Source organism: Pararobbsia alpina (assembly GCF_902859895.1).
Lineage (GTDB): Bacteria > Pseudomonadota > Gammaproteobacteria > Burkholderiales > Burkholderiaceae > Pararobbsia > Pararobbsia alpina.
The window spans coordinates 316,494-337,460 of the sequence record NZ_CADIKM010000001.1; the positions used below are offsets into that span (position 1 = coordinate 316,494).

Consider the following 20,967-nt stretch of genomic DNA (forward strand, 5'->3'; position numbering starts at 1 on the left):
GTTTCTCGCACCGCTGGCGGATGGAGAGGGTAGCTGACGAACTGAAAGCAACCGATACCAAAAAAACCGCCAGCGAGACTGGCGGTTTTTTTATGTCCCGAATCTTTGCAACCAACCTAACGACCTGTCAGCGGTGCCGACCCAGTGGGCCCAAGACAACAAGGAGAATTTCATGGTCCCCCACAACACCGACGACGTCCGGATCCGCGAATTGAAAGAACTGACCCCCCCTTCGCACCTGATCCGCGAACTTCCGTGCGTCGAATCCTCCGCCGAGCTCATCTACCACTCGCGCGGCGCCATGCACCGCATCCTCCACGGCATGGACGATCGCCTCATCGTCATCGTTGGCCCCTGCTCCATCCATGACCCCAAGGCCGCCCTCGACTACGCCAGCAAGCTTGTCGAACTGCGCAGGAAACTTGCGGGTGAACTCGAAATCGTGATGCGCGTGTACTTCGAAAAGCCCCGCACCACCGTCGGCTGGAAAGGCCTGATCAACGACCCCCATCTCGACAACAGCTTCAAGATCAACGAAGGGCTGCGCACCGCCCGCCAGCTCCTCGTCGGCATCAATGAGCTCGGCCTGCCCGCCGCGACCGAGTACCTCGACATGATCAGCCCCCAGTACATCGCCGACCTGATCTCGTGGGGTGCCATTGGCGCGCGGACCACCGAATCCCAGGTCCACCGCGAACTCGCCTCCGGGCTCTCGTGCCCCGTCGGCTTCAAGAACGGCACCGACGGCAACGTCAAGATCGCCGTCGATGCCATCAAGGCCGCGTCCCAGCCCCACCATTTCCTGTCAGTGACCAAGGGTGGCCATTCCGCGATCGTGTCCACCGCCGGCAACGAGGATTGCCACATCATCCTGCGCGGCGGCAAGGTCCCGAACTATGACGCCGCGAGCGTCGAAGCCGCGTGCGCCGACATTGGCAAAGCCGGTCTGGCCGCGCGCCTGATGATCGACGCCAGCCACGCCAACAGCCAGAAGAAGCACGAGAACCAGATACCCGTGTGCGCCGACATCAGCCGCCAGATCGCTGACGGAGACGAACGCATCGTCGGCTTGATGATCGAGTCACACCTCGTCGGAGGCAGACAGGACCTCGTCGAAGGCTGCACCTTGAACTACGGCCAGAGCATTACCGACGCCTGCATCGCGTGGGATGAGACCGTACCCGTCCTCGAGGGCCTCGCCGAAGCCGTACGCCAACGCCGCGTAAAGAGCGGCCGGGGAAACTAAGAAGAACCCTCCGACAAGACCACGACCTCCGCGCCGAATGAGGCTGAAAGAGCGACCCCACTGACAGTCATAGAGGTCTAGCGCTGAATGGGGCTGAGAGAGTGGACGGAGTGGGGCCGGTCGCACGCAGCGTGTTCCGCGGAGGGCGAGCGGCCCCGCTCTGGCCGCTTGGCTGGGCGTGGAAGGGGTCGCTTGGCAGAGCACGAAAGGAGCCACTTGGCTGGGGCTCAAGCGGAGAGCCAGCCCCGCCGATCAGCGCAATATGTCAGCCACGACGATGTTCATTTTTCCAGAGAACATCCTCACCGCCCGCCGCCCGGTTGAGCACACGAGCGAGCACGAACAAGAGATCCGAAAGCCGGTTCAGATACTGACGCAGAAGCGCGCTGTCCGCACCCGCTTGAGCCTCGAGAATGACCACCGACCGTTCCGCCCGCCGGCATACCGTGCGGCAGACATGCGACAGTGAGGCCGCACGCGACCCCCCCGGCAAGATGAATTCCGCAAGCGGCTCGAGCGTCGCGTTGTAGTGCTCGAGCCACCCATCGAGCTGTTCCACCTGCGTCGCCCGGACAATCACATGCCCCGGCATGCACAGCTCTCCGCCCAGATCGAACAGGTCATGCTGAATGCGCGTGAGCACCCCCCGCACATCGTCAGGCAGAACCTCACAAAGCAGGACACCAAGATTCGAGTTGAGCTCATCAACCTCGCCGATCGCCCCGATACGCGCGTGCCCCTTGCTCAGCCGCTTCCCGTCACCGAGCCCCGTCGAGCCGTCGTCACCCCCACGCGTTGCAATCTTGCTGAGCCGGTGTCCCATCAATGGCCTCCATTGGTTGCGCAGCCATAACGACAGACCTGCCGCTACAAACGCCGAGCCATTATAGGACCCGCGCCAAGCAAACCCCGCTGCGCATATCAACTTGTGTCGAGCTTGCTTCCCAGCCTCGTTCCAAGCATGCATCCCACTCCGCGCGCCCTCTCTCCCCATCACAACTACCCAGCCTGAGCCCCCCAATCGGAAGTAGAATCGACTAGTGATGGATGCGCCACATCGCATCCAAATATTGAGAAAGCGCAGCAATAACACATTCCCGTGCGATTCGACACAGGGAGGAGGCACTGGTGAATCACCCCGCAGCTCCAGCTTCGATCATGCGCGCCGCCCTACCCGCGGGCTTGCTCGACGCCTTGCAGCGACTTTACGGCGAACGCCTGTCCGTGGCCGAGGCCGTGCGCGCCCACCACGGCCGCGACGAGTCCGCATTCGTCCCGCATCTGCCCGACGCCGTCGTCTTCGCCGAACAGACCTCCGAAGTCAGCGAAACCCTGCGCCTGTGCAACCAGTATCAGATACCCGTGATCCCCTTCGGCGTCGGCTCCTCCCTCGAAGGCCACATACTCGCCCTACACGGCGGCGTGTCCATCGATCTGTCCAGGATGAACCGCATCCTGTCCATCGATCCCGAAGACCTGATCGCCACCGTCGAACCCGGCGTCACTCGCAAACAACTTAACGAAGCCCTGCGCGACACCGGCCTCTTCTTCCCGATCGACCCCGGCGCCGACGCCAGCCTCGGCGGCATGTGCGCCACCCGCGCATCTGGTACCAACGCCGTGCGCTACGGCTCCATGCGTGAAAACGTGCTCGGCCTCAAAGTCGTGCTGGCCGATGGCCGCGTCATCCCCACCGGTACACGTGCGCGCAAATCCTCGGCCGGCTACGACCTCACCCGTCTATTCGTCGGCTCTGAAGGCACCCTCGGCGTGATCACCGAGGCCACCGTGCGCCTTCATCCCCAGCCTGAAGCCGTGTCCGCCGCGAGCTGCAGTTTTCCGAGCATGGTCGACGCCGTCAAGGCCGTGATCCAGACCATCCAGCTCGGCGTGCCCATCGCGCGCGTCGAGTTCGTCGACGCCCTCGCCGTACGCTCGCTCAACCGCCACTCCCACCTGAACCTCAAGGAAGCCCCCCAACTCTTCTTCGAATTTCACGGGACCCCGTCTGGCGTAGAAGAGCAAGTCCAGACCGTCGCACAGATCGCCGCCGACCATCACGGCGAAAGCTTCGAATGGGCCTCGCGCCCCGAAGATCGCAGCCGCCTCTGGACCGCGCGCCACAATGCCTATTTTGCGATGCTGCAACTCAAGCCCGGCTGCCGCGCCATTACCACCGACGTCTGCGTGCCCATCTCACGGCTCGCCGAATGCATCGCCGGCACCGAACACGACCTCGCGAGCTCGCCCCTGCCGTGCCCCATCGTCGGCCACGTCGGCGACGGCAACTTCCATGTTGCCATCCTCGTCGACCCCGCCAAACCCGAAGAATACGAAGAAGCCGAACGCCTCAACCACCTGATCGTGCGCCGAGCACTCGCCCTGGGGGGAACTTGCACCGGCGAACACGGCGTCGGGCTGCACAAGATCGGCTTCATGCGCGAGGAACATGGCGAGGACGCACTCGACGTCATGCGTGCCATCAAGCATGCCCTCGACCCCGCCAACCTGCTGAACCCCGGCAAGATGTTCAGCCTTCAACGCGAGACATCATGACTACCGTGCTCGCCGGCGAACTGAGCGCCACATCGTTCGAAGCGCGCCAGAACGAGCTCGTCCATGCGCTCCTGGCCGCCGTGCCGCCGCGCATCCTGCTGCACCGCTCCGAAGATACCGTGCCCTACGAGTGCGATGGCCTCGCCGCCTATCGCAAAGTGCCGCTCGCCGTCGCCCTGCCCGAAAACGAGGCCCAGGTTCAGCGCATTCTCCAGGTCTGCCACCGCCTGGGCATACCCGTCGTTCCGCGCGGCGCAGGCACCGGCCTGTCCGGGGGCGCCATGCCCATTCGCGATGGGCTCGTGCTGTCGTTGGCGCGACTTCGCAATATCGTCGAAGTCGATCCCTATGCGCGCACCGCGACCGTCCAGCCCGGCGTGCGCAACCTGCAGATTTCAGAAGTCGCCGCGCCGTTCGGCCTCTACTACGCACCCGACCCGTCCTCGCAGATCGCCTGCACCATCGGCGGCAACGTCTCCGAGAACTCCGGCGGCGTGCATTGCCTGAAGTACGGCCTCACCGTCCATAACGTGCTGCGCGTGCGCGCCGTGACCATGGAAGGCGAGATCGTCGAGTTCGGCTCGCTCGCCCCCGATTCGCCCGGCCTCGATCTGCTCGCCGTCCTGATCGGCAGCGAAGGCATGTTCGCCATCGTCACCGAGGTGACCGTACGCCTGATTCCGAAACCCCAGACCGCCCAGGTCATCATGGCAAGCTTCGACGACGTCGAGAAAGGCGGTGAAGCCGTCGCCGCCATCATCGCCGCCGGCCTGATTCCCGCCGGACTCGAAATGATGGACAAGCCTGCGACACGCGCCGTCGAGGAGTTCGTCCACGCGGGCTACGACACCGAGGCCGAGGCGATCCTGTTGTGCGAGTCCGACGGTACCCCCGAAGAAGTTGCCGAGGAAATCGACCGGATGACCTCCGTGTTGCGCAAACATGGTGCGGCACGCATCCAGGTATCCCGGTCCGAACCCGAACGCCTGCGCTTCTGGTCCGGCCGCAAGAACGCCTTCCCCGCCGCCGGACGCGTGTCGCCCGACTACTACTGCATGGACGGCACCATTCCGCGGCGCAGCATCGGCCTGCTGCTCAAGCGCATCGCCGAAATGGAACACCGCTATGCGCTGCGCTGCATGAACGTCTTCCATGCCGGCGACGGCAATATGCACCCGCTGATCCTGTTCAACGGCAGCGACCTCGACGAATGGCACCGCGCCGAGGCCTTCGGTGCCGATATTCTCGAATGCTGCGTCGAACTCGGCGGCACGATCACCGGCGAACACGGCGTGGGCATCGAGAAGATCAACTCCATGTGCGTGCAGTTCTCACCCGAGGAGCGCGACGCCTTCTTCGCAGTCAAGCGGGCCTTCGACCCCGCGGGCCTCCTGAACGCCGACAAGGCGATCCCGACACGAGCGCGATGCGCGGACTACGGCAAGATGCATATCGTGCGCGGCCAGTTGCCGTTTCCCGATCTGCCGAGATTCTGACTTGATGGAACGGCCTTGATGGAACGCTCCCAAATACCCGAAGCGAATATTCTCGATTCGTTTCGTGCCCAGATCGCCGCGGCCACCGCGCAGCGCAGCCCCTTGCGCATTCGCGGCGGCGGCAGCAAGGACTGGTACGGCCAGTCGCTCGAAGGCGAACTGCTCGACACTCGTCCCTACGCGGGCATCGTCGAATACGACCCCGCCGAGCTCGTGATCACCACACGCTGCGGCACCCCGCTCGCCGAGATCGAACGGAAGCTCGCCGAGCACAACCAGATGCTGCCGTTCGAACCGCCTCACTTCGACCATTTCGGATCGGGCGGCGCGGCGACCATCGGCGGCTGCGTCGCGGCGGGCCTCGCCGGGCCGCGGCGACAGTTCGCGGGCGCGATCCGCGATTTCGTGCTCGGCGTAACGATCCTCGACGGCAAGGGCCAGCAATTGAATTTCGGCGGCCGCGTGATCAAGAACGTCGCGGGCTACGACGTCGCACGCATGTTGGCCGGCTCGCTCGGCACACTCGGCCTGATTCTCGAAGTGTCGATCAAGACACTGCCGATACCCGTCGCCGAGAACACGCTGAAATTCGAATGCAATGCGAGCGACGCGGTACGCAAAATCAACGAATGGGCCGGCCGACCCCTGCCGATCTCCGCGACCGCGTGGCGCGGCGGCGTGATGGCGATCCGGCTTTCGGGCGCGGAGGCCGCGATCAAGGCCGCACGCACCGCCCTCGGCGGCGAGTCCGTCGACGCCGTCGAAGCGACCCGCTTCTGGGAAGCGCTGCGCGAACAGACCGATCCCTACTTCACCGAGATTCCCGAGGGCTGCGGGCTGTGGCGCGTCGCCGTGCCGAGCGTCGCCGAGCCCGCCTCGCTGCCGGGGCAACGCTTGATGGAATGGGGTTGCGCACAGCGCTGGTGGATCACCGACGCCGACGCGCAACGTGTGCGCCTCGACGCGCGCCAGGCCGGCGGCCACGCAACGCTGTTCCGCGGCGGCGACAAGCAGGTCGGTGTGTTCACGCCGCTCGCGACGCCCCTCCTGAATATCCACCGGCGGCTCAAGCAAGCCTTCGACCCAGCGCATATCTTCAACCGCGGCCGGCTCTATCCGGACTTTTGAGTCAATCCGATCGAGTGCGTCCCCCTGAGCTGATCCATGCAAACGAATCTCGCCGAATTTATGCGCATGACGCCCGACGGCGAAGAAGCCGAAGCGATCCTGCGTAAATGTGTCCATTGCGGTTTCTGTACGGCAACCTGCCCGACCTATCAGCTGCTCGGCGATGAACTCGACGGCCCACGTGGACGTATCTACCTGATCAAGCAGATGGTCGAGGGCGCGCCCGTCACGCGCAGCACACAGATCCACCTCGACCGCTGCCTGACCTGCCGCAGTTGCGAGACGACCTGCCCGTCGGGCGTCCAGTACGGACGCCTCGTCGAGATCGGCCGCAAGCAGGCCGAAGCCCAGGTCATGCGTCCGCTCGCCCAGCGCCTGCTACGCCGCGCGCTTGCGACGATCCTCCCCCAGCCGGCCCTGTTTGCCCCCGCGTTCCAGGTCGGCGTGAAGTTTCGCCGCGTCCTGCCGAAGAAGCTCCGCGACAAGCTGCCGCCGCAGCGCGATCCCGGCGTGCGCCCCACGACCTCGCACGCGCGCAAGATGCTGATGCTCGACGGCTGCGTGCAGCCCGCGATGATGCCCAATGTCAATACCGCGACCGCACGCGTGTTCGACGCGCTCGGCGTGCAGCTCGTCAGTGCGCCGTCGGCCGGCTGCTGCGGTGCGATCCGGCTGCACCTGAGCTATCACGAGGAAGCGCTCGACGACATGCGCCGCAATATCGACGCATGGTGGCCGTATGTCGAAGCCGGTATCGAGGCGATCGTGATGAACGCATCGGGTTGCGGCGCGACAGTCCGCGAATACGGTCATCTGTTGCGCGACGATCCCGCTTATGCGGCCAAGGCGCGCCGCGTGAGCGAACTGACCCGCGACGTCTCGGAACTGCTGCCCGATTTCGAGAACGAACTCGCCGAGCGGGTCGCCGAACGCGCGCGGCCGCGCGATTTGCATGTCGTCGCGTATCACCCGCCCTGTACGCTCCAGCACGGTCAGCAACTGCGTGGCCAGGTCGAGAACCTGCTCGCGGGGCTCGGCTTCGAGGTCAGGCTACCGGCCGACAGCCACCTGTGCTGTGGTTCCGCCGGCACATACTCGGTGCTGCAGCCGAGCCTCGCCTATCGCTTGCGCGACCAGAAAGTCGAAAAGCTCCGGGCCACTGAAGCGCAGGCGATCGTCTCGGGCAATGTCGGCTGCATCGCGCATCTGCAAAGCGGCACGAACACGCCGGTGATGCACTGGATCGAACTCGTGGATCGGATGATCCGCTAGGATGCGATTGCCTCCCGGCATCTGCCCGGGCGCCCGTATAATTTGATTCACATGCCGCATGACATGAAGTCGCGGCCCGTCGTCCTTCGCTCTACGTTCTCGTTTTCATGTCCGACATCGCCCAGCATCTCGACACGGTCCGGCAGCGCATCGCCGATGCCGCGCGGGCGGCCGACCGGCTCCCCTCATCGATCAGCCTGATGGCGGTCTCGAAGACCTTCGCGGCGGCGGATGTGCGCGCGGCCCATGAACATGGCCAGTGCATATTCGGTGAAAGCTATTTGCAGGAAGCCCTGCAGAAGATCGAAGCACTGGCCGACTTGCGCGCGGCGCTCGAGTGGCATTTCATCGGCCCCGTCCAAAGCAACAAGACACGGCCGATTGCCGAGCATTTCGACTGGGTCCATTCGGTCGACCGGCTCAAGATCGCCGAACGTCTGTCCGCCCAGCGGCCCGAGTCACTCGCGCCCCTCAACGTCTGCATCCAGGTCAATATCAGCGACGAGGCAAGCAAGAGCGGCCTTGCGCCCGATGAAGTCGCCGCGGTCGCGCACAGCATCGCCGGTCTGCCCCGGCTGCGGCTGCGCGGTCTCATGGCGATTCCCGAGCCGGCCGCGACGCTCGATGCCCAACGCGTGCCGCACCGGCGCCTGCATGCGCTGCTGGATGCGCTGCGCGAGGACGGTCTCGCGCTCGATACCTTGTCGATCGGGATGTCAGCCGATCTCGAAGCGGCCGTCCTCGAGGGGGCGACGATCGTGCGGATCGGCACAGCGGTATTCGGCGAGCGCGACTATGCGATCCATTGAACCCCATGCACCCCGCATGCACCCTCTTTCTTACGTCACTCCTGAGCTCCAACCATGAAAATCGCATTCATCGGCGGCGGCAATATGGCCTCCGCACTGATCGGTGGGCTGATCAAGCAAGGCACGCCGGCTGGCTATCTCTTTGCGGTCGATCCGAACGCCGAAACGCGTGAACGGCTTGAAAAGACGTTCCGGATCGTGACGGCCGAGGAGCCCTCGCGCAAGCTCGCGGACTATGACGCGATCGTGCTCGCCGTCAAGCCGCAAATGCTCAAGGAAGCCGCGGAATCGCTGCGGCCGTTCATCGTCGAACGTCAGGTGGTGATCAGCGTCGCGGCGGGCATCCGATCGAGCGACATCATGCGCTGGCTCGGCAGCCATCAGCGCATCGTGCGCGCGATGCCCAACACCCCCGCGCTCGTCGGCCTCGGCGTGACCGGCCTGCTCGCCTCGCCGACCGTCAACCACGACGGCCGGATGCTGGCCGCACAGGTGCTCGAAGCTGTCGGTGAAGTCGTCTGGTGCACCAACGAGGGCGAGATCGACAGCATCACCGCGCTGTCGGGCAGCGGTCCGGCCTATGTGTTTTACTTCATCGAAGCGTTGCAGACGGCTGCACAGAATCTCGGTTTTCCGGCCGAGGAAGCACGGCGCCTCGCGATCGGCACCTTCACGGGCGCCGCGCAGCTTGCGGCGCATTCCGACGAGCCGCTCAGTGTGCTGCGCGAACGCGTGACGTCCAAGGGCGGCACGACGGCGGCCGCCATCGCCTCGTTCATGGAATCGGGCATCGCGGAATCGATCGTGCGCGGCACGGTCGCCGCGCGCAACCGCGCGTTCGAGATGGGTGAGGAATTCGGACAGGGGTGATCCATCCACCGGCAGCGCGGCGCCCGGGTGCTTCAGTACTTTCTAGTACCAGTACTGCGCCGCAATGCCGACGAACAGGATGCCGCCGAGCCAGTTGTTGTGGAGGAATGCCGCGAAACAGCGGGCCGGATCGCGCGTGCGGATCATCCGGTAGTGGGCAATCGCGCAGGCGATCGCCCCCGCGAGGCCGAGCCAGAACGGCAAGGTGAAGTGCAGCGCCACGCCGATGCCCGCATAGATCACGAATACCGCGGCATAACACAGCATCACCGCGAGCACGTCATAACGGCCGAAGGTGAGCGCCGACGTCCGGATGCCGATCTTGACGTCGTCCTCGCGATCGACCATCGCATATTCGGTGTCGTAGGCGACCGACCAGAACACATTGGCGACCAGCATCACCCACGCGATGACCGGCACCGTCTCCTGCACGGCCGCGAAGCCCATCGGAATGCCGAAGCCGAACGCAATCCCAAGGTAGGCCTGCGGAATCGCGAAAAACCGCTTCATGAACGGATAGGTGCCCGCGACAAATAGCGCGACGACCGACAGCCATTTGGTCAGCCCGTTGAGCGGCTGGATCAGCAGGAAGGCGGCGAACGCCAGCACGAGCGCGATGACCACGGCCTCCCACGCGTGAATGCGCCCCGAGGTCAGCGGCCGCGCGGCGGTACGCTTGACATGGAGATCGAAATCGCGGTCGGCATAGTCGTTGATCGCACAGCCGGCCGAGCGCATCAGCACCGTGCCGACCACGAAGATTGCAATCAGCGAGAGCGAGGGACGACCCTGCGAGGCAATCCACAGGGCGTTGAGCGTCGGCCACAACAGCAGCAGGCTGCCGATGGGCTTGTCCATCCGGATCAGCCGCAGATAGAGCGGCAGTCGGGCAGCAAGGAAAGCGGAATTCATCGTGCAGGCGCCGCGTCGAGTGTGTTCAGGCCAGCAGCGAACGCAGCATCCACGCCGTCTTTTCGTGAATCTGCATACGTTGCGTCAACAAGTCGGCGCTCGGCTCGTCGGCCGCCGCGTCCGTCTCCGGGAAGGTCGCGCGCGCGGTGCACGTCACGGCTTCATGGCCTTGCACGAGCTGGCGGATCATTTCTTCGGCCGACGGCACGCCGTCCGCTTCCGGGATCGACGACAGCTTCGCGAATTCCTTATACGTGCCCGGTGCCGGGAAGCCCAGCGCGCGAATGCGCTCGGCGATCGAATCGACGGCCAGCGCAAGCTCGTTGTACTGCCCTTCGAACATCAGGTGCAGCGTATTGAACATCGGCCCCGTGACGTTCCAGTGGAAATTGTGGGTCTTCAGGTACAGCGTATAGGTATCGGCGAGCAGGCGGCTCAGGCCGTCGGCAATCTTCTTGCGGTCCTTGTCGCTGATACCGATATTGATCGGCTGTGTGCTTGCTGCGACTTCTTTTTTGGCCATGATGAGTCCTTCGAGCGATGTTTTGGCAGAGGCGTCTAGTGTAGCCGAAGCACCGCATTTGCCGCGACACAGGGGCCCGGCGAGGAAGGTCTGCACACGGCCGCAACGCGGCCGCGCATGGGCCTGCGCCCGGATCGATGTTTGACATCCTCCCCGCCCTGAAGGCCCCCTGAAGGAGGAGAATCGCCGCGCACTTGTTCAATCCAAGGAGCGTGTTCTTCGGGCGGATCCCTTCAGATCAATTCACGTTGACCGGCAAATCGAGCCGTTTGACGCCCGGCAAATTGCAGGCAACGACCGCATCGAAGATCGCCTCGATCGCAGGCAGCCGCGTGAAGCTCTTGCGCCAGACCAGCACGACGCGCCGGTCGGGCACCGGCTCGCGGAACGGCACATAACGCAGCAACCCGGCGTCCGTCTTCGCGGTCGAGCCGTCAAGCATGCTCTTGGCCGGCAGCGAGGTGCGCGGCAACACGGTGATGCCCACGCCGCTCGCGACCATATGGCGAATCGTCTCGAGCGACGAACCCTCAAAAGTCTTCTGGATGCCGTCCGAGTTCTGCGAGAACCGCATCAGTTCCGGACACACTCCGAGCACGTGATCGCGGAAGCAATGGCCGGCACCGAGCAGCAGCATCGTTTCCTGCTTCAGATCGTCGGCATCGATAGACTCGCGCGACTCCCAGTGATGGCCAACGGGTACGGCGACGACGAAAGGTTCGTCGTAGAGCGGACGCACCATCAGCCCGGTCTCCGGAAACGGCAAGGCCATGATCGCCGCATCGATCTCGCCCTGCTTGAGCAACTCGATGAGCTTGAGCGTGTAGTTTTCCTGCAGCATCAGCGGCATCTGCGGCACGGTGTCGATGATCTGCTTGACGAGGGTCGGCAGCAGGTACGGCCCGATCGTGTAGATCACCCCGAGTCGCAGCGGCCCGATCAGCGGATCCTTTCCCTGCTTGGCGATCTCCTTGATCGCGAGCGTCTGTTCGAGCACGCGCTGCGCCTGGGCGACGATCTGTTCGCCGATCGGTGTCACACTGACTTCGCTCGTGCCTCGTTCGAAAATCTGTATGTTGAGTTCGTCCTCGAGCTTCTTGATTGCCACCGACAAGGTCGGCTGACTCACAAAGCAGGCCTCGGCCGCGCGGCCGAAATGCCGCTCCCGGGCAACCGCGACGATGTATTTCAATTCGGTAAGGGTCATTGATATCAGCTATACACTTCGATAGATTTTATCTCTTATACACCCTGGCGATGTCTTCGCCAAGACACCGAATTTCCGAAGAGGCACCGCCGGCCTTGTTCCACGGCCTGCGGTCTGCCCAATCGGGGCTTCGCCGTGCGGCGCCACGCTTTCATCATGCTTTCAAATAGTGCTCGCGGCCACCCAACCAGCGGTTCAGATGCGCGTCCGCCGCCTGTGGGAATTCCCGCAAAAGCCGCGCAGCCGCGCTGCGGGCGGGTTCGATCATCCAGGCGTCGTCGTTGATATCGGCAAACCGGAGCATCGCGGCACCCGACTGACGCGCGCCGAGAAACTCACCAGGCCCGCGGATTTCCAGGTCGCGGCGCGCGATCTCGAAACCATCCGAGGTCTCGCGCATCGTCGCCAGACGCGCGCGGGCGGTCTGCCCGAGCGGGGTCGCGTACATCAGCACACAGACCGAGGCCGCGCTGCCGCGCCCGACCCGACCGCGCAATTGATGAAGCTGCGCCAGGCCGAAACGCTCGGCATGTTCGATCACCATCAGCGAGGCGTTCGGCACGTCGACGCCGACTTCGATGACGGTCGTCGCAACCAGCAGCTGAATCCGGTTTTCGGTGAAGCCGTCCATGACCGACGCCTTCTCGGCCGGCGGCAGTCTGCCATGCACGAGGCCGACCTGGAGTTCCGGAAGCGCGGCGGCGAGCGTCGCGTAGGTATCGACGGCGGTCTGCAATTGCAGCGCCTCGCTCTCCTCGATCAGGGGACAGACCCAGTAGACCTGGCGGCCGGCGAGCGCAGCCTGCCTCACGCGCGCGATCACCTCGTCGCGGCGCGCATCGGAGACGAGCTTGGTCAATACCGGCGTGCGGCCCGGCGGCAACTCGTCGAGCGTGGAAACGTCGAGGTCGGCGTAATAGGTCATCGCGAGCGTGCGCGGAATCGGCGTCGCGCTCATCATCAGTTGGTGAGGCTGAAATGCCTGATCGACGACAGCGGCCGGCGCCGGAGCAGTGCCAGATCCGGAGTGCCCCGTACCCGCCGGCATCTGCTTGCCGGATACCGGCGCACCCGCCCGCAAGCCTTCGTCGATGGCGCTTCCCGTGTCCGCCGGAACAAGCGAATTCGCCGCCGCATTCGTCGCTTTCGCTTTGGCCCGCAGCGCCAGGCGCTGCGCGACTCCGAAGCGGTGCTGTTCGTCGACGATCACGAGGCCGAGCCTCGCGAAATCGACCGTGTCCTGCACGAGCGCATGCGTGCCGATCACGAGCTGAGCGGCACCGCTCGCCGCCGCCTCGACGGCGGCGCGTTTCTCGCGAGCCTTCAGGCTGCCGGCAAGCCACGCAACCTGCACGCCGAGCGGTTCGAGCCAGCCACGCAACTTGCGCGCATGCTGCTCGGCGAGGATCTCGGTCGGCGCCATCAGCGCCGCCTGGTAGCCGGCATCGATCGCCTGGGCCGCGGCGAGCGCGGCGACGATCGTCTTGCCGCTGCCGACATCCCCTTGCAGAAGACGCTGCATCGGATGCGCGGCCTCGAGCTCCGTGCCGATCTCGGCCCAGACGCGTTGCTGCGCGCCCGTCAGCGCGAATGGCAGGGCCTGCTCGAAACGGGCCACGAGAGAAGCCGGATCGTTCCTGCGACGCGTCAGCAACGGCGCCGAACGCGCACGCCGTGTCTCGTGCGCGCGTTGCAGCGACAGTTGCTGCGCGAGCAGTTCATCGAACTTGATGCGCAGCCAGGCAGGGTGCGAGCCGTCCATCAGGGCGTTCTCGTCCTCGTGCGCATCGGGGTGGTGCAGCGTTCGCACGGCCTGCGCGAGCGCGGGCACCTTCATCGGTACGAGATATTCGGCCGAGACCGGCTCAGGCAAGATCTCAGGCAGCGGCGTGCGCGCCAGCGCCCGCTCGATCGACTTGCGCAGATAGGCCTGGGTAATGCCCGCCGTGCTCGGGTAGACCGGCGTGAGCACCTGCGGGAGCGGATCGCCTTCGGCGACGATCCGGTAGGCAGGGTGAACCATCTCCATGCCGAAGAAGCCGCCGCGTGCATCACCGCGTGCACGCACGCGCGCGCCAACCGCGAGTTGCTTGGTCTGGCTGCCGTAGAAATTGAGAAATCGCAGCGTCAGCACGTCCTGCAGATCGTCGACGATCTTGACGATCATCTGGCGGCGCGGCCGGAAGGTGATCTCGTTGTCGACGACCACGCCTTCGACCTGCGCGGCCTGGCCCGGCAGCAACTCGCCGACTGGCGTGAGCTCGGTCTCGTCTTCATATCGCATCGGCAGATGCAAGGCGAGATCGATGTCACGCGCGAGTCCCATGCGCACGAGCTTGTCGGCCGTCGTTTCAGACGCGGCGCCCTTCTTCGCGGCTTTCCTGGCCGATTTCTTCCCGGCTCCGGTGTCGTTCACGCCCTTCGCCTCGCGTGCCGCGGCCTTGCCGGCGGGTGTCGCGGCGTCTTCGTCGGCCCCGGTCGGAGCAAACGGATCGGTATCCGGCAAATCGGCAGTCGTGGTTTTGGGTACAGGCATCGTTACAATAGCGGTTTTTCGCGTGAAACCGCGCCGAACGGCGCGCGGACCCTCCGCGCGCGACATCCCCGCTTGCATGTACACGCTCTCCGACTTCGATTTTAATCTGCCGCCCGAGCTGATCGCCCAGACGGCGCTCGCCGACCGCACCGCGAGCCGCCTGCTCGAGGTGGTCGGCGAGGGCGCGCATGCGACGCTCAGCGATCGCCACTTCACCGACCTGCCCGGCTGCATCGCCGCGGGCGATCTGCTGGTATTCAACGACACCAAAGTGCTCAAGGCGCGTTTTCACGGCCACAAGGGCAGCGGCGGCAAGATCGAAGTGCTGATCGAACGCCTGACCGGCGCGCGCACCGCGCTCGCGCAGATCCGCGCGAGCAAGACGCCGCTCGAGGGTAGCACGCTGCGCCTTGCCGACGCGTTCGACGTGACGGTCGGTCCGCGCGTCGAACCGTTCTACACGCTCGTGTTCCCGGCCGACTGCCTGGAGTTGATCGAACGATACGGCCGTCTGCCCCTGCCGCCCTATATCACGCACGAAGCCGATGCCTTCGATGAAGCGCGCTATCAGACTGTTTACGCGATGAACCCCGGCGCGGTCGCCGCGCCGACCGCCGGCCTGCACTTCGATCCCGCGCTGCTCGCGCGGCTCGATGCGGCCGGTGTGCGCCGCGCGACGTTGACGCTGCATGTCGGCGCGGGGACCTTTCAGCCCGTGCGCACCGAGAACCTCGCCGAGCACCGCATGCATACCGAATGGTATGAAATCCCGCCATCGCTCGTCGATCTCGTCAGTGAGACACGGGCCGCCGGCGGTCGCGTGATCGCGGTCGGCACGACGTCGATGCGCGCACTCGAGGCGGCGGCGCGTGACGCGATCCGCGCGGGCGCCCCCGCGGGCACCTTGCGCGCGGGCAGCGCCGAAACCGACATTTTCATCACACCGGGCTATACGTTCAATCTGGTCGAACGGCTGATCACCAATTTCCACCTGCCGAAGTCGACACTGCTGATGCTCGTGTCGGCGTTCGCAGGCTATGAGACGATCCGCGCCGCCTATCAGCACGCCATCGAGGCGCGCTACCGCTTCTTCAGTTATGGCGATGCGATGCTGCTCACCCGGACGGGCCCTCGCCCGGAGGATCCATCCCCATGAACGACGCACGTTGCGTCGACTGTAATGGCTGCCGCCGTTGCGCCCCTTGCCCTCATGTTCTCCCGGGTGCCGACCCGGTCCAAGGCTCCCGACCATGCTGAAATTTGAACTGCTGACCACCGACGGCAACGCGCGCCGCGGCCGCCTGACGCTGAACCACGGCGTGATCGAAACACCGATCTTCATGCCCGTCGGTACCTACGGGACGGTCAAGGCCATGCCGCCGCGCGAGATCGAGGAGATCGGCGCGCAGATCCTGCTCGGCAATACCTTTCACCTGTGGCTGCGCCCGGGTAACGAGATCATCGCCGCGCACGGCGGCCTGCACGGCTTTATGGGCTGGAACAAGCCGATCCTCACCGATTCGGGCGGCTTCCAGGTATTCAGTCTCGGCGATCTGCGCAAGATCAGCGAAGAAGGGGTGACTTTCGCTTCGCCGATCAACGGCGACCGGCTATTCCTGTCACCCGAGATCTCGATGCAGATTCAGCGCGTGCTCAACTCCGACATCGTCATGCAGTTCGACGAATGCACCCCCTATGCGACCAACGGCGTGCCGACCGGCCGTCAGGAAGCAGCGGAGTCGATGCGCATGTCGATGCGCTGGGCACGCCGTTCGATCGACGAGTTCAGGCAGCTCGAGAATCCCAATGCGCTGTTCGGGATCGTCCAGGGCGGCATGTTCGAAGACCTGCGCGACGAGTCGCTCGCGGGGCTCTCCGAAATCGGTTTCGACGGTCTCGCGATCGGCGGCCTGTCAGTCGGCGAGCCCAAGGAAGACATGATGCGGGTGCTCGATCACATCGGCCCGAAGCTGCCCGCCGACAAGCCGCATTACCTGATGGGCGTGGGTACGCCCGAGGATCTCGTGGCAGGTGTCGCGGCAGGCATCGACATGTTCGACTGCGTGATGCCGACGCGCAATGCGCGAAACGGCTGGCTCTTCACGCGCTTCGGCGACGTCAAGATCAAGAACGCCTCGCACAAGGCCAGCCTGCGCCCGCTCGACGACAGTTGCGGATGCTATACCTGCCGCAATTTCACGCGCGGATACCTCCACCATCTGCATCGAGTCGGCGAAATTCTCGGTGCCCAGCTCAATACCATCCACAACCTCCACTACTACCTGGAGCTGATGAGCGAGATCCGGCAAGCGGTCGAGACGCATACGTTCGATGCGTTCCGCGCGCGCTTCCATGCGGATCGCCAGGGTGGCGCGGGATAGAGAAAGGGAAAACTTCGGCGCTGCCGGGTCTCGGCCGCGCCGAAGCACCGGGGCTCAGCAGGCTATGCGTTTCTTGATGTCGCGTGCGCGGGGGGGTGAAACGGTACCCGCGACGCCTGTCTCCTATGCCGGCTGGCTCGTGACCTCCAGTTGAATCGGCGTCCCATTGCGTGTGGCGAAGGCCTCCACCGTCACGAAGCGCTTGCCGTCGACGCGGCCATGCTCGACCGGGATCGAGCACCCCTGCTTGCCGGCGCCGAGCGATTCGGCGGGCCGGCAATTGGCGATGTTCGGTACCACGTGGTTCGCCCTGCCCGATACGACCCTCGCGGCGATTCCTGCGATGCCGGTGTGCCGGTTCCACACCTCCGTCCCGGATGCGCCCCCCTCGCGCGATACGGTGACCGTGAGCCTCGCCGCGTTCGCGGGGAGCCCGACGCGCACGCGCGTCAGTACGCCTTGCGTGCCGTCAAGCGTCCTTCGGCCTAAGACCATGCCGACCTCTTGTGCGGGGATCCTGGTCGAGACCGTCCTGACCAAGGTCGGACACGAAGTGGGAAGGACGTGCTGATCGATCCCGCCGGCGTCCGGGTCGGAGCGGTCGACCGTATTGCAACGCGACTGCCGTGCTGGATGCGGATTCCCTAGCGACGTCAGAAAGTCCTCGACGGTAGACGGCCGTGCCTCTGCGGCAGACCGCCGTGCTGGATGCGGATTCCCTAGCGACGTCAGAAAATCTTCGCCGGCGCCGCGGCGTTCGCGTCTGCCGGCGGAGCCAGCCTGCTCGCCGTGCCCGGGTTCCGCGAGCCCGGCATGCCGATGGGTACTCCGGGCCGGCGGCTTCGTCTGAGCCAGACCGCCAAGCAATGAGCGAATGGAATCTCCGCACCACTCATAGACCCTTTCGGGTACCGAAGGCTGCGCGACGCTCCTTGCGCCGGAAGGGCCGTCGCCCTGCCTGCCAAATCCGCCTCGCTCAGATGCCGCCAGCATCGAAAAATCGACCGATTGCATGGCGCGTTGCAACCCGTCCATGTTGCTTCCGTCGTAAGACATGCCGGCGCGCGGCGAGCCCTGGAGCGCGAGGCCGGGGGCATTGGCGGATGGATCCGCCGCGCGGGATGGAGCAGGGAAAGGCCCGACAGGCGGACCAAAGGGCGAGACAATAGGTGGCGCGACGCGCGAAGACACGGCAAATGATAAATTGAGCATGGCTTTCTTCCTGGAGGCGAATCAAGAGCGGATGACATCCAAATTCCGCAGACATTCGATTCCCACAGCCTAGGTCCGCCGCTGTATCCAATCTGTCATATTCCGGCGCATCTTCCGGCTCGCCTCGTGTTTGCCCGAAATGTGCAAGCGGACAGACCCTTCACGCCTGTCCGAAGGCCGCCCCAGGCCGGCCTCCGGCCGGTCTTCGTGAACGGGCGCGAGCCAAGCGGCCAAGGCGATTGCAGGCCCCTTGGCAGTGGTAGAATGCACGGCTAATTTCGGCTTAAACCGACGGAGACCCTGAGTGTTTATTTCCAATGCGTACGCGCAAGGCATTACCGGTGGCGGCACCGAGTCCAGCCTGATGACGTTCTTGCCGCTGTTGCTGATGTTCGCGGTGCTCTACTTCATCATGATTCGCCCGCAGATGAAGCGCCAGAAGGAGCATCGCAACATGCTCGCAGCCATGGCGAAGGGCGATGAAGTGATCACCGGCGGTGGGCTGGTCGGCAAGGTGTCGAAGGTCGGCGAAGCCTATGTGGGTGTCGAGATCGCCGAAGGCGTCGAGATCACCGTGCAGAAAGCGTCCGTCACGACCATCCTGCCGAAGGGCACGATCAAGTCGCTGTAAGCGAATTGATCGATCGCGACTGACGATGGCCGCGCTCCGGCGCGGCCATCGCACCCGGCCCCTTCCGCCCTGAACCCTCCCGTTGGGCCATCCCATGAACCGCTACCCCCTCTGGAAATACCTCGTCATGCTGGTGGCGCTCGCCATCGGCCTGCTCTACACGCTGCCCAACTTCTTCGGTGAAGCGCCGGCGGTGCAGATTTCGAGCGGCAAGGCGACGGCCAAGGTCGATTCGAGTGTGTTGCAGAAGGTCGAGGACACGCTGTCCGCGAACCAGCTTCACTCCAGCGATATCACGTTTGACAACAGCGCGACGTCCGCGAGCATTCGCGTGCGCCTCGCGTCGACCGACGAGCAGCTCCACGCACGCGACGTGCTGGCAAAGGCGCTCAACACCGATCAGAACGATCCGACCTATGTCGTCGCGCTGAATCTGCAGAGCAAGTCGCCGAAATGGCTGAGCTCGCTGCATGCGCTGCCGATGTACCTGGGCCTCGACTTGCGCGGCGGCGTGCACTTCCTGCTCCAGGTCGACATGCAAGGCGCGCTCGCGAAGCGTCTCGAGGCGGATGCAACGGATGCGCGCAATGCGCTGCGCGACAAGGAAATTCGCGATGGCGGCGTGAACCGCACCGGTAGCGAGGTCGTGATCGACTTTGCCGACGCGCAGACCGCCGACCAGGCGCGCGCAGTGCTTCTCTCGCGCGTCACCGAATTGCAATGGGCCACGCGCGCAGACCCGCAAGGCGGCACGCAGGTGGTCGGCACGTTCTCGCCGGCAGCCGAACGCACGGTCCAGGAGAACGCGCTCAAGCAGAACATGTCGACGCTGCACAACCGCGTCAACGAGCTCGGTGTCGCCGAACCGGTGATCCAGCAGCAAGGGCCGGAGCGCATCGTCGTCGAACTCCCGGGTGTGCAGGACACCGCAAAGGCCAAGAGCATCATCGGCCGCACCGCGACGCTCGAAGCCCGGCTCGCCGACCCGACGGGCCTGCGTCCGAACCCGGGCGACCCGGTTCCGCCGGGTGATCAGCTCTTCACGCAAGGCAACGCCGCACCGGTGCTGCTCAGGAAACAGGTGATCTTCACCGGCGACCAGATCACCGATGCGGGCGCGACGTTCGACGAACACCAGCGCCCGGCCGTCAAGATTCGCCTGAATTCGGCCGGCGGCCGGATCCTGCGCGACGTCTCGCGTGACAACATTGGCAAGCCGATGGCGATCGTGCTGTTCGAACGCGGCAGCGGTGAAGTGCTGACCGTGGCGACGATCCAGTCGGAACTCGGCGAGAACTTCCAGATCACGGGCGCGGTCTCGACTGAAGCGGCCAACGACCTCGCGCTCCTGCTGCGCGCCGGTTCGCTCGCCGCGCCGATGAACATCATTGAGGAACGCACGATCGGCCCGAGCCTCGGCGCGGACAATATTCGCAAGGGCTTCGATTCGGTCCAGTACGGCTTTGCGGCGATCGCGCTGTTCATGCTCGTCTACTACATGCTGTTCGGCGCGTTTTCGGTGATCTCGCTGTCGGTCAACCTGCTGTTGCTCGTCGCGGTGCTCTCGCTGCTGCAGGCGACGCTGACGCTGCCCGGCATCGCGGCCATCGCGCTCGCGCTCGGTATGGCAATCGACTCGAACGTGCTGATCAACGAACGCATCCGCGAAGAGCTGCGGCGCGGTGCCGCGCCGCAGACCGCGATCTCGGAAGGCTTCCGGCATGCATGGGCGACGATTCTCGACTCGAACGTGACCACGCTGATCGCCGGTATCGCCCTGCTCGCGTTCGGTTCGGGCCCGGTGCGCGGCTTCGCGATGGTCCACTGCATCGGCATCCTGACCTCGATGTTCTCGGCCGTGTTCTTTTCGCGCGGACTCGTGAACCTCTGGTACGGCGGCAAGAAGCGCCTCAAGTCACTCGCGATCGGCCAGGTATGGCGGCCCGAGGGCGCCACGCCGACCATCGACCAGCTCGAGGATGACGGTGGTGTCGAAATCGCGGACGAAGTGGTCGACCGGCGCAATCAGCCTGTCAGGCAGGCCGCAGGAGCGGCAGATACCGCGGCGCAGGCAGCAACGAAACGCAGCGCAACGAAAGGCGGCGGCACCCAGGACGCCGGCAAAGCCGGCGGCTCCGCGAAACGCACGCCGCCGCGCGCGCCCCACGCCAAGCGCTGAACTGGAGCC

General features: G+C 64.9%; 17 protein-coding genes. 11 read left to right on the top strand and 6 right to left on the bottom strand.

All coding sequences use genetic code 11. The annotated features are described in order from the left end of the window. Positions 1-172 precede the first annotated feature (172 nt). Positions 173-1,246, top strand: a complete 1,074-nt coding sequence (gene aroG / locus HV670_RS01375; protein WP_175102819.1) for a 3-deoxy-7-phosphoheptulonate synthase AroG — start codon at positions 173-175, stop codon at positions 1,244-1,246. 265 nt (positions 1,247-1,511) lie between these two features. On the opposite strand, the gene HV670_RS01380 is transcribed toward aroG, so the two are convergent. Beyond that, on the bottom strand, positions 1,512-2,069 hold the full coding sequence (locus tag HV670_RS01380; protein ID WP_175102820.1) for a cob(I)yrinic acid a,c-diamide adenosyltransferase: 558 nt from the start codon (positions 2,067-2,069) through the stop codon (positions 1,512-1,514). Between the two features lie 305 nt (positions 2,070-2,374). Here HV670_RS01380 and HV670_RS01385 point away from each other — a divergent pair, with 305 nt between their 5' ends. The 6 genes from HV670_RS01385 (at position 2,375) to proC (ending at position 9,377) form a co-directional block, all read left to right on the top strand. After that, positions 2,375-3,802, top strand: coding sequence for an FAD-binding oxidoreductase (locus HV670_RS01385; protein WP_175102821.1), 1,428 nt, complete (start codon positions 2,375-2,377; stop codon positions 3,800-3,802). Further along, the gene (locus tag HV670_RS01390; RefSeq protein ID WP_175102822.1) at positions 3,799-5,298 is read left to right on the top strand and encodes an FAD-linked oxidase C-terminal domain-containing protein; all 1,500 of its coding nucleotides are present in this window, start codon (positions 3,799-3,801) and stop codon (positions 5,296-5,298) included. The genes HV670_RS01385 and HV670_RS01390 overlap by 4 nt, the downstream gene beginning before the upstream one ends. An 18-nt stretch (positions 5,299-5,316) precedes the next feature. After that, complete coding sequence (glcE, locus tag HV670_RS01395; protein WP_425511366.1) at positions 5,317-6,426, top strand: glycolate oxidase subunit GlcE; 1,110 nt, start codon at positions 5,317-5,319, stop codon at positions 6,424-6,426. A 36-nt stretch (positions 6,427-6,462) separates the two neighbouring features. After that, positions 6,463-7,698, top strand: a complete 1,236-nt coding sequence (gene glcF / locus HV670_RS01400; RefSeq protein ID WP_175102823.1) for a glycolate oxidase subunit GlcF — start codon at positions 6,463-6,465, stop codon at positions 7,696-7,698. 107 nt (positions 7,699-7,805) lie between these two features. Further along, positions 7,806-8,507, top strand: coding sequence for a YggS family pyridoxal phosphate-dependent enzyme (locus HV670_RS01405; RefSeq protein ID WP_175102824.1), 702 nt, complete (start codon positions 7,806-7,808; stop codon positions 8,505-8,507). A 54-nt stretch (positions 8,508-8,561) separates the two neighbouring features. Then, entirely contained in the window at positions 8,562-9,377 is an 816-nt protein-coding gene (gene proC / locus HV670_RS01410; RefSeq protein ID WP_175102825.1) for a pyrroline-5-carboxylate reductase, read from the top strand. A gap of 42 nt (positions 9,378-9,419) precedes the next feature. On the opposite strand, the gene ubiA is transcribed toward proC, so the two are convergent. The 4 genes from ubiA to recG all read right to left on the bottom strand — a co-directional run bounded on the left by ubiA (position 9,420) and on the right by recG (position 14,555). Beyond that, on the bottom strand, positions 9,420-10,289 hold the full coding sequence (ubiA, locus tag HV670_RS01415; protein ID WP_175102826.1) for a 4-hydroxybenzoate octaprenyltransferase: 870 nt from the start codon (positions 10,287-10,289) through the stop codon (positions 9,420-9,422). 25 nt (positions 10,290-10,314) lie between these two features. Then, positions 10,315-10,812, bottom strand: coding sequence for a Dps family protein (locus HV670_RS01420; protein ID WP_175102827.1), 498 nt, complete (start codon positions 10,810-10,812; stop codon positions 10,315-10,317). Between the two features lie 238 nt (positions 10,813-11,050). After that, complete coding sequence (locus HV670_RS01425; protein WP_175102828.1) at positions 11,051-12,019, bottom strand: LysR substrate-binding domain-containing protein; 969 nt, start codon at positions 12,017-12,019, stop codon at positions 11,051-11,053. Between the two features lie 154 nt (positions 12,020-12,173). Further along, on the bottom strand, positions 12,174-14,555 hold the full coding sequence (gene recG / locus HV670_RS01430; RefSeq protein WP_175102829.1) for an ATP-dependent DNA helicase RecG: 2,382 nt from the start codon (positions 14,553-14,555) through the stop codon (positions 12,174-12,176). A gap of 76 nt (positions 14,556-14,631) precedes the next feature. Between recG and queA the strand changes: the two genes are divergently transcribed. Beyond that, entirely contained in the window at positions 14,632-15,711 is a 1,080-nt protein-coding gene (gene queA, locus HV670_RS01435) for a tRNA preQ1(34) S-adenosylmethionine ribosyltransferase-isomerase QueA (RefSeq protein WP_175102999.1), read from the top strand. Between the two features lie 94 nt (positions 15,712-15,805). Further along, positions 15,806-16,936 carry a tRNA guanosine(34) transglycosylase Tgt gene (gene tgt / locus HV670_RS01440; protein WP_175102830.1) on the top strand — a complete coding sequence of 377 codons (1,131 nt, stop codon included), beginning with the start codon at positions 15,806-15,808 and terminating at the stop codon, positions 16,934-16,936. Between the two features lie 123 nt (positions 16,937-17,059). On the opposite strand, the gene HV670_RS01445 is transcribed toward tgt, so the two are convergent. Further along, positions 17,060-17,971, bottom strand: coding sequence for a hypothetical protein (locus HV670_RS01445; protein WP_175102831.1), 912 nt, complete (start codon positions 17,969-17,971; stop codon positions 17,060-17,062). 541 nt (positions 17,972-18,512) lie between these two features. On the opposite strand from HV670_RS01445, the gene yajC reads away from it, so the two are divergent. Together yajC and secD are read left to right on the top strand one after the other, a co-directional pair. Next, the gene (gene yajC / locus HV670_RS01450; protein ID WP_246256906.1) at positions 18,513-18,779 is read left to right on the top strand and encodes a preprotein translocase subunit YajC; all 267 of its coding nucleotides are present in this window, start codon (positions 18,513-18,515) and stop codon (positions 18,777-18,779) included. 94 nt (positions 18,780-18,873) lie between these two features. Beyond that, entirely contained in the window at positions 18,874-20,958 is a 2,085-nt protein-coding gene (gene secD / locus HV670_RS01455; protein WP_175102833.1) for a protein translocase subunit SecD, read from the top strand. Positions 20,959-20,967: the final 9 nt, after the last annotated feature.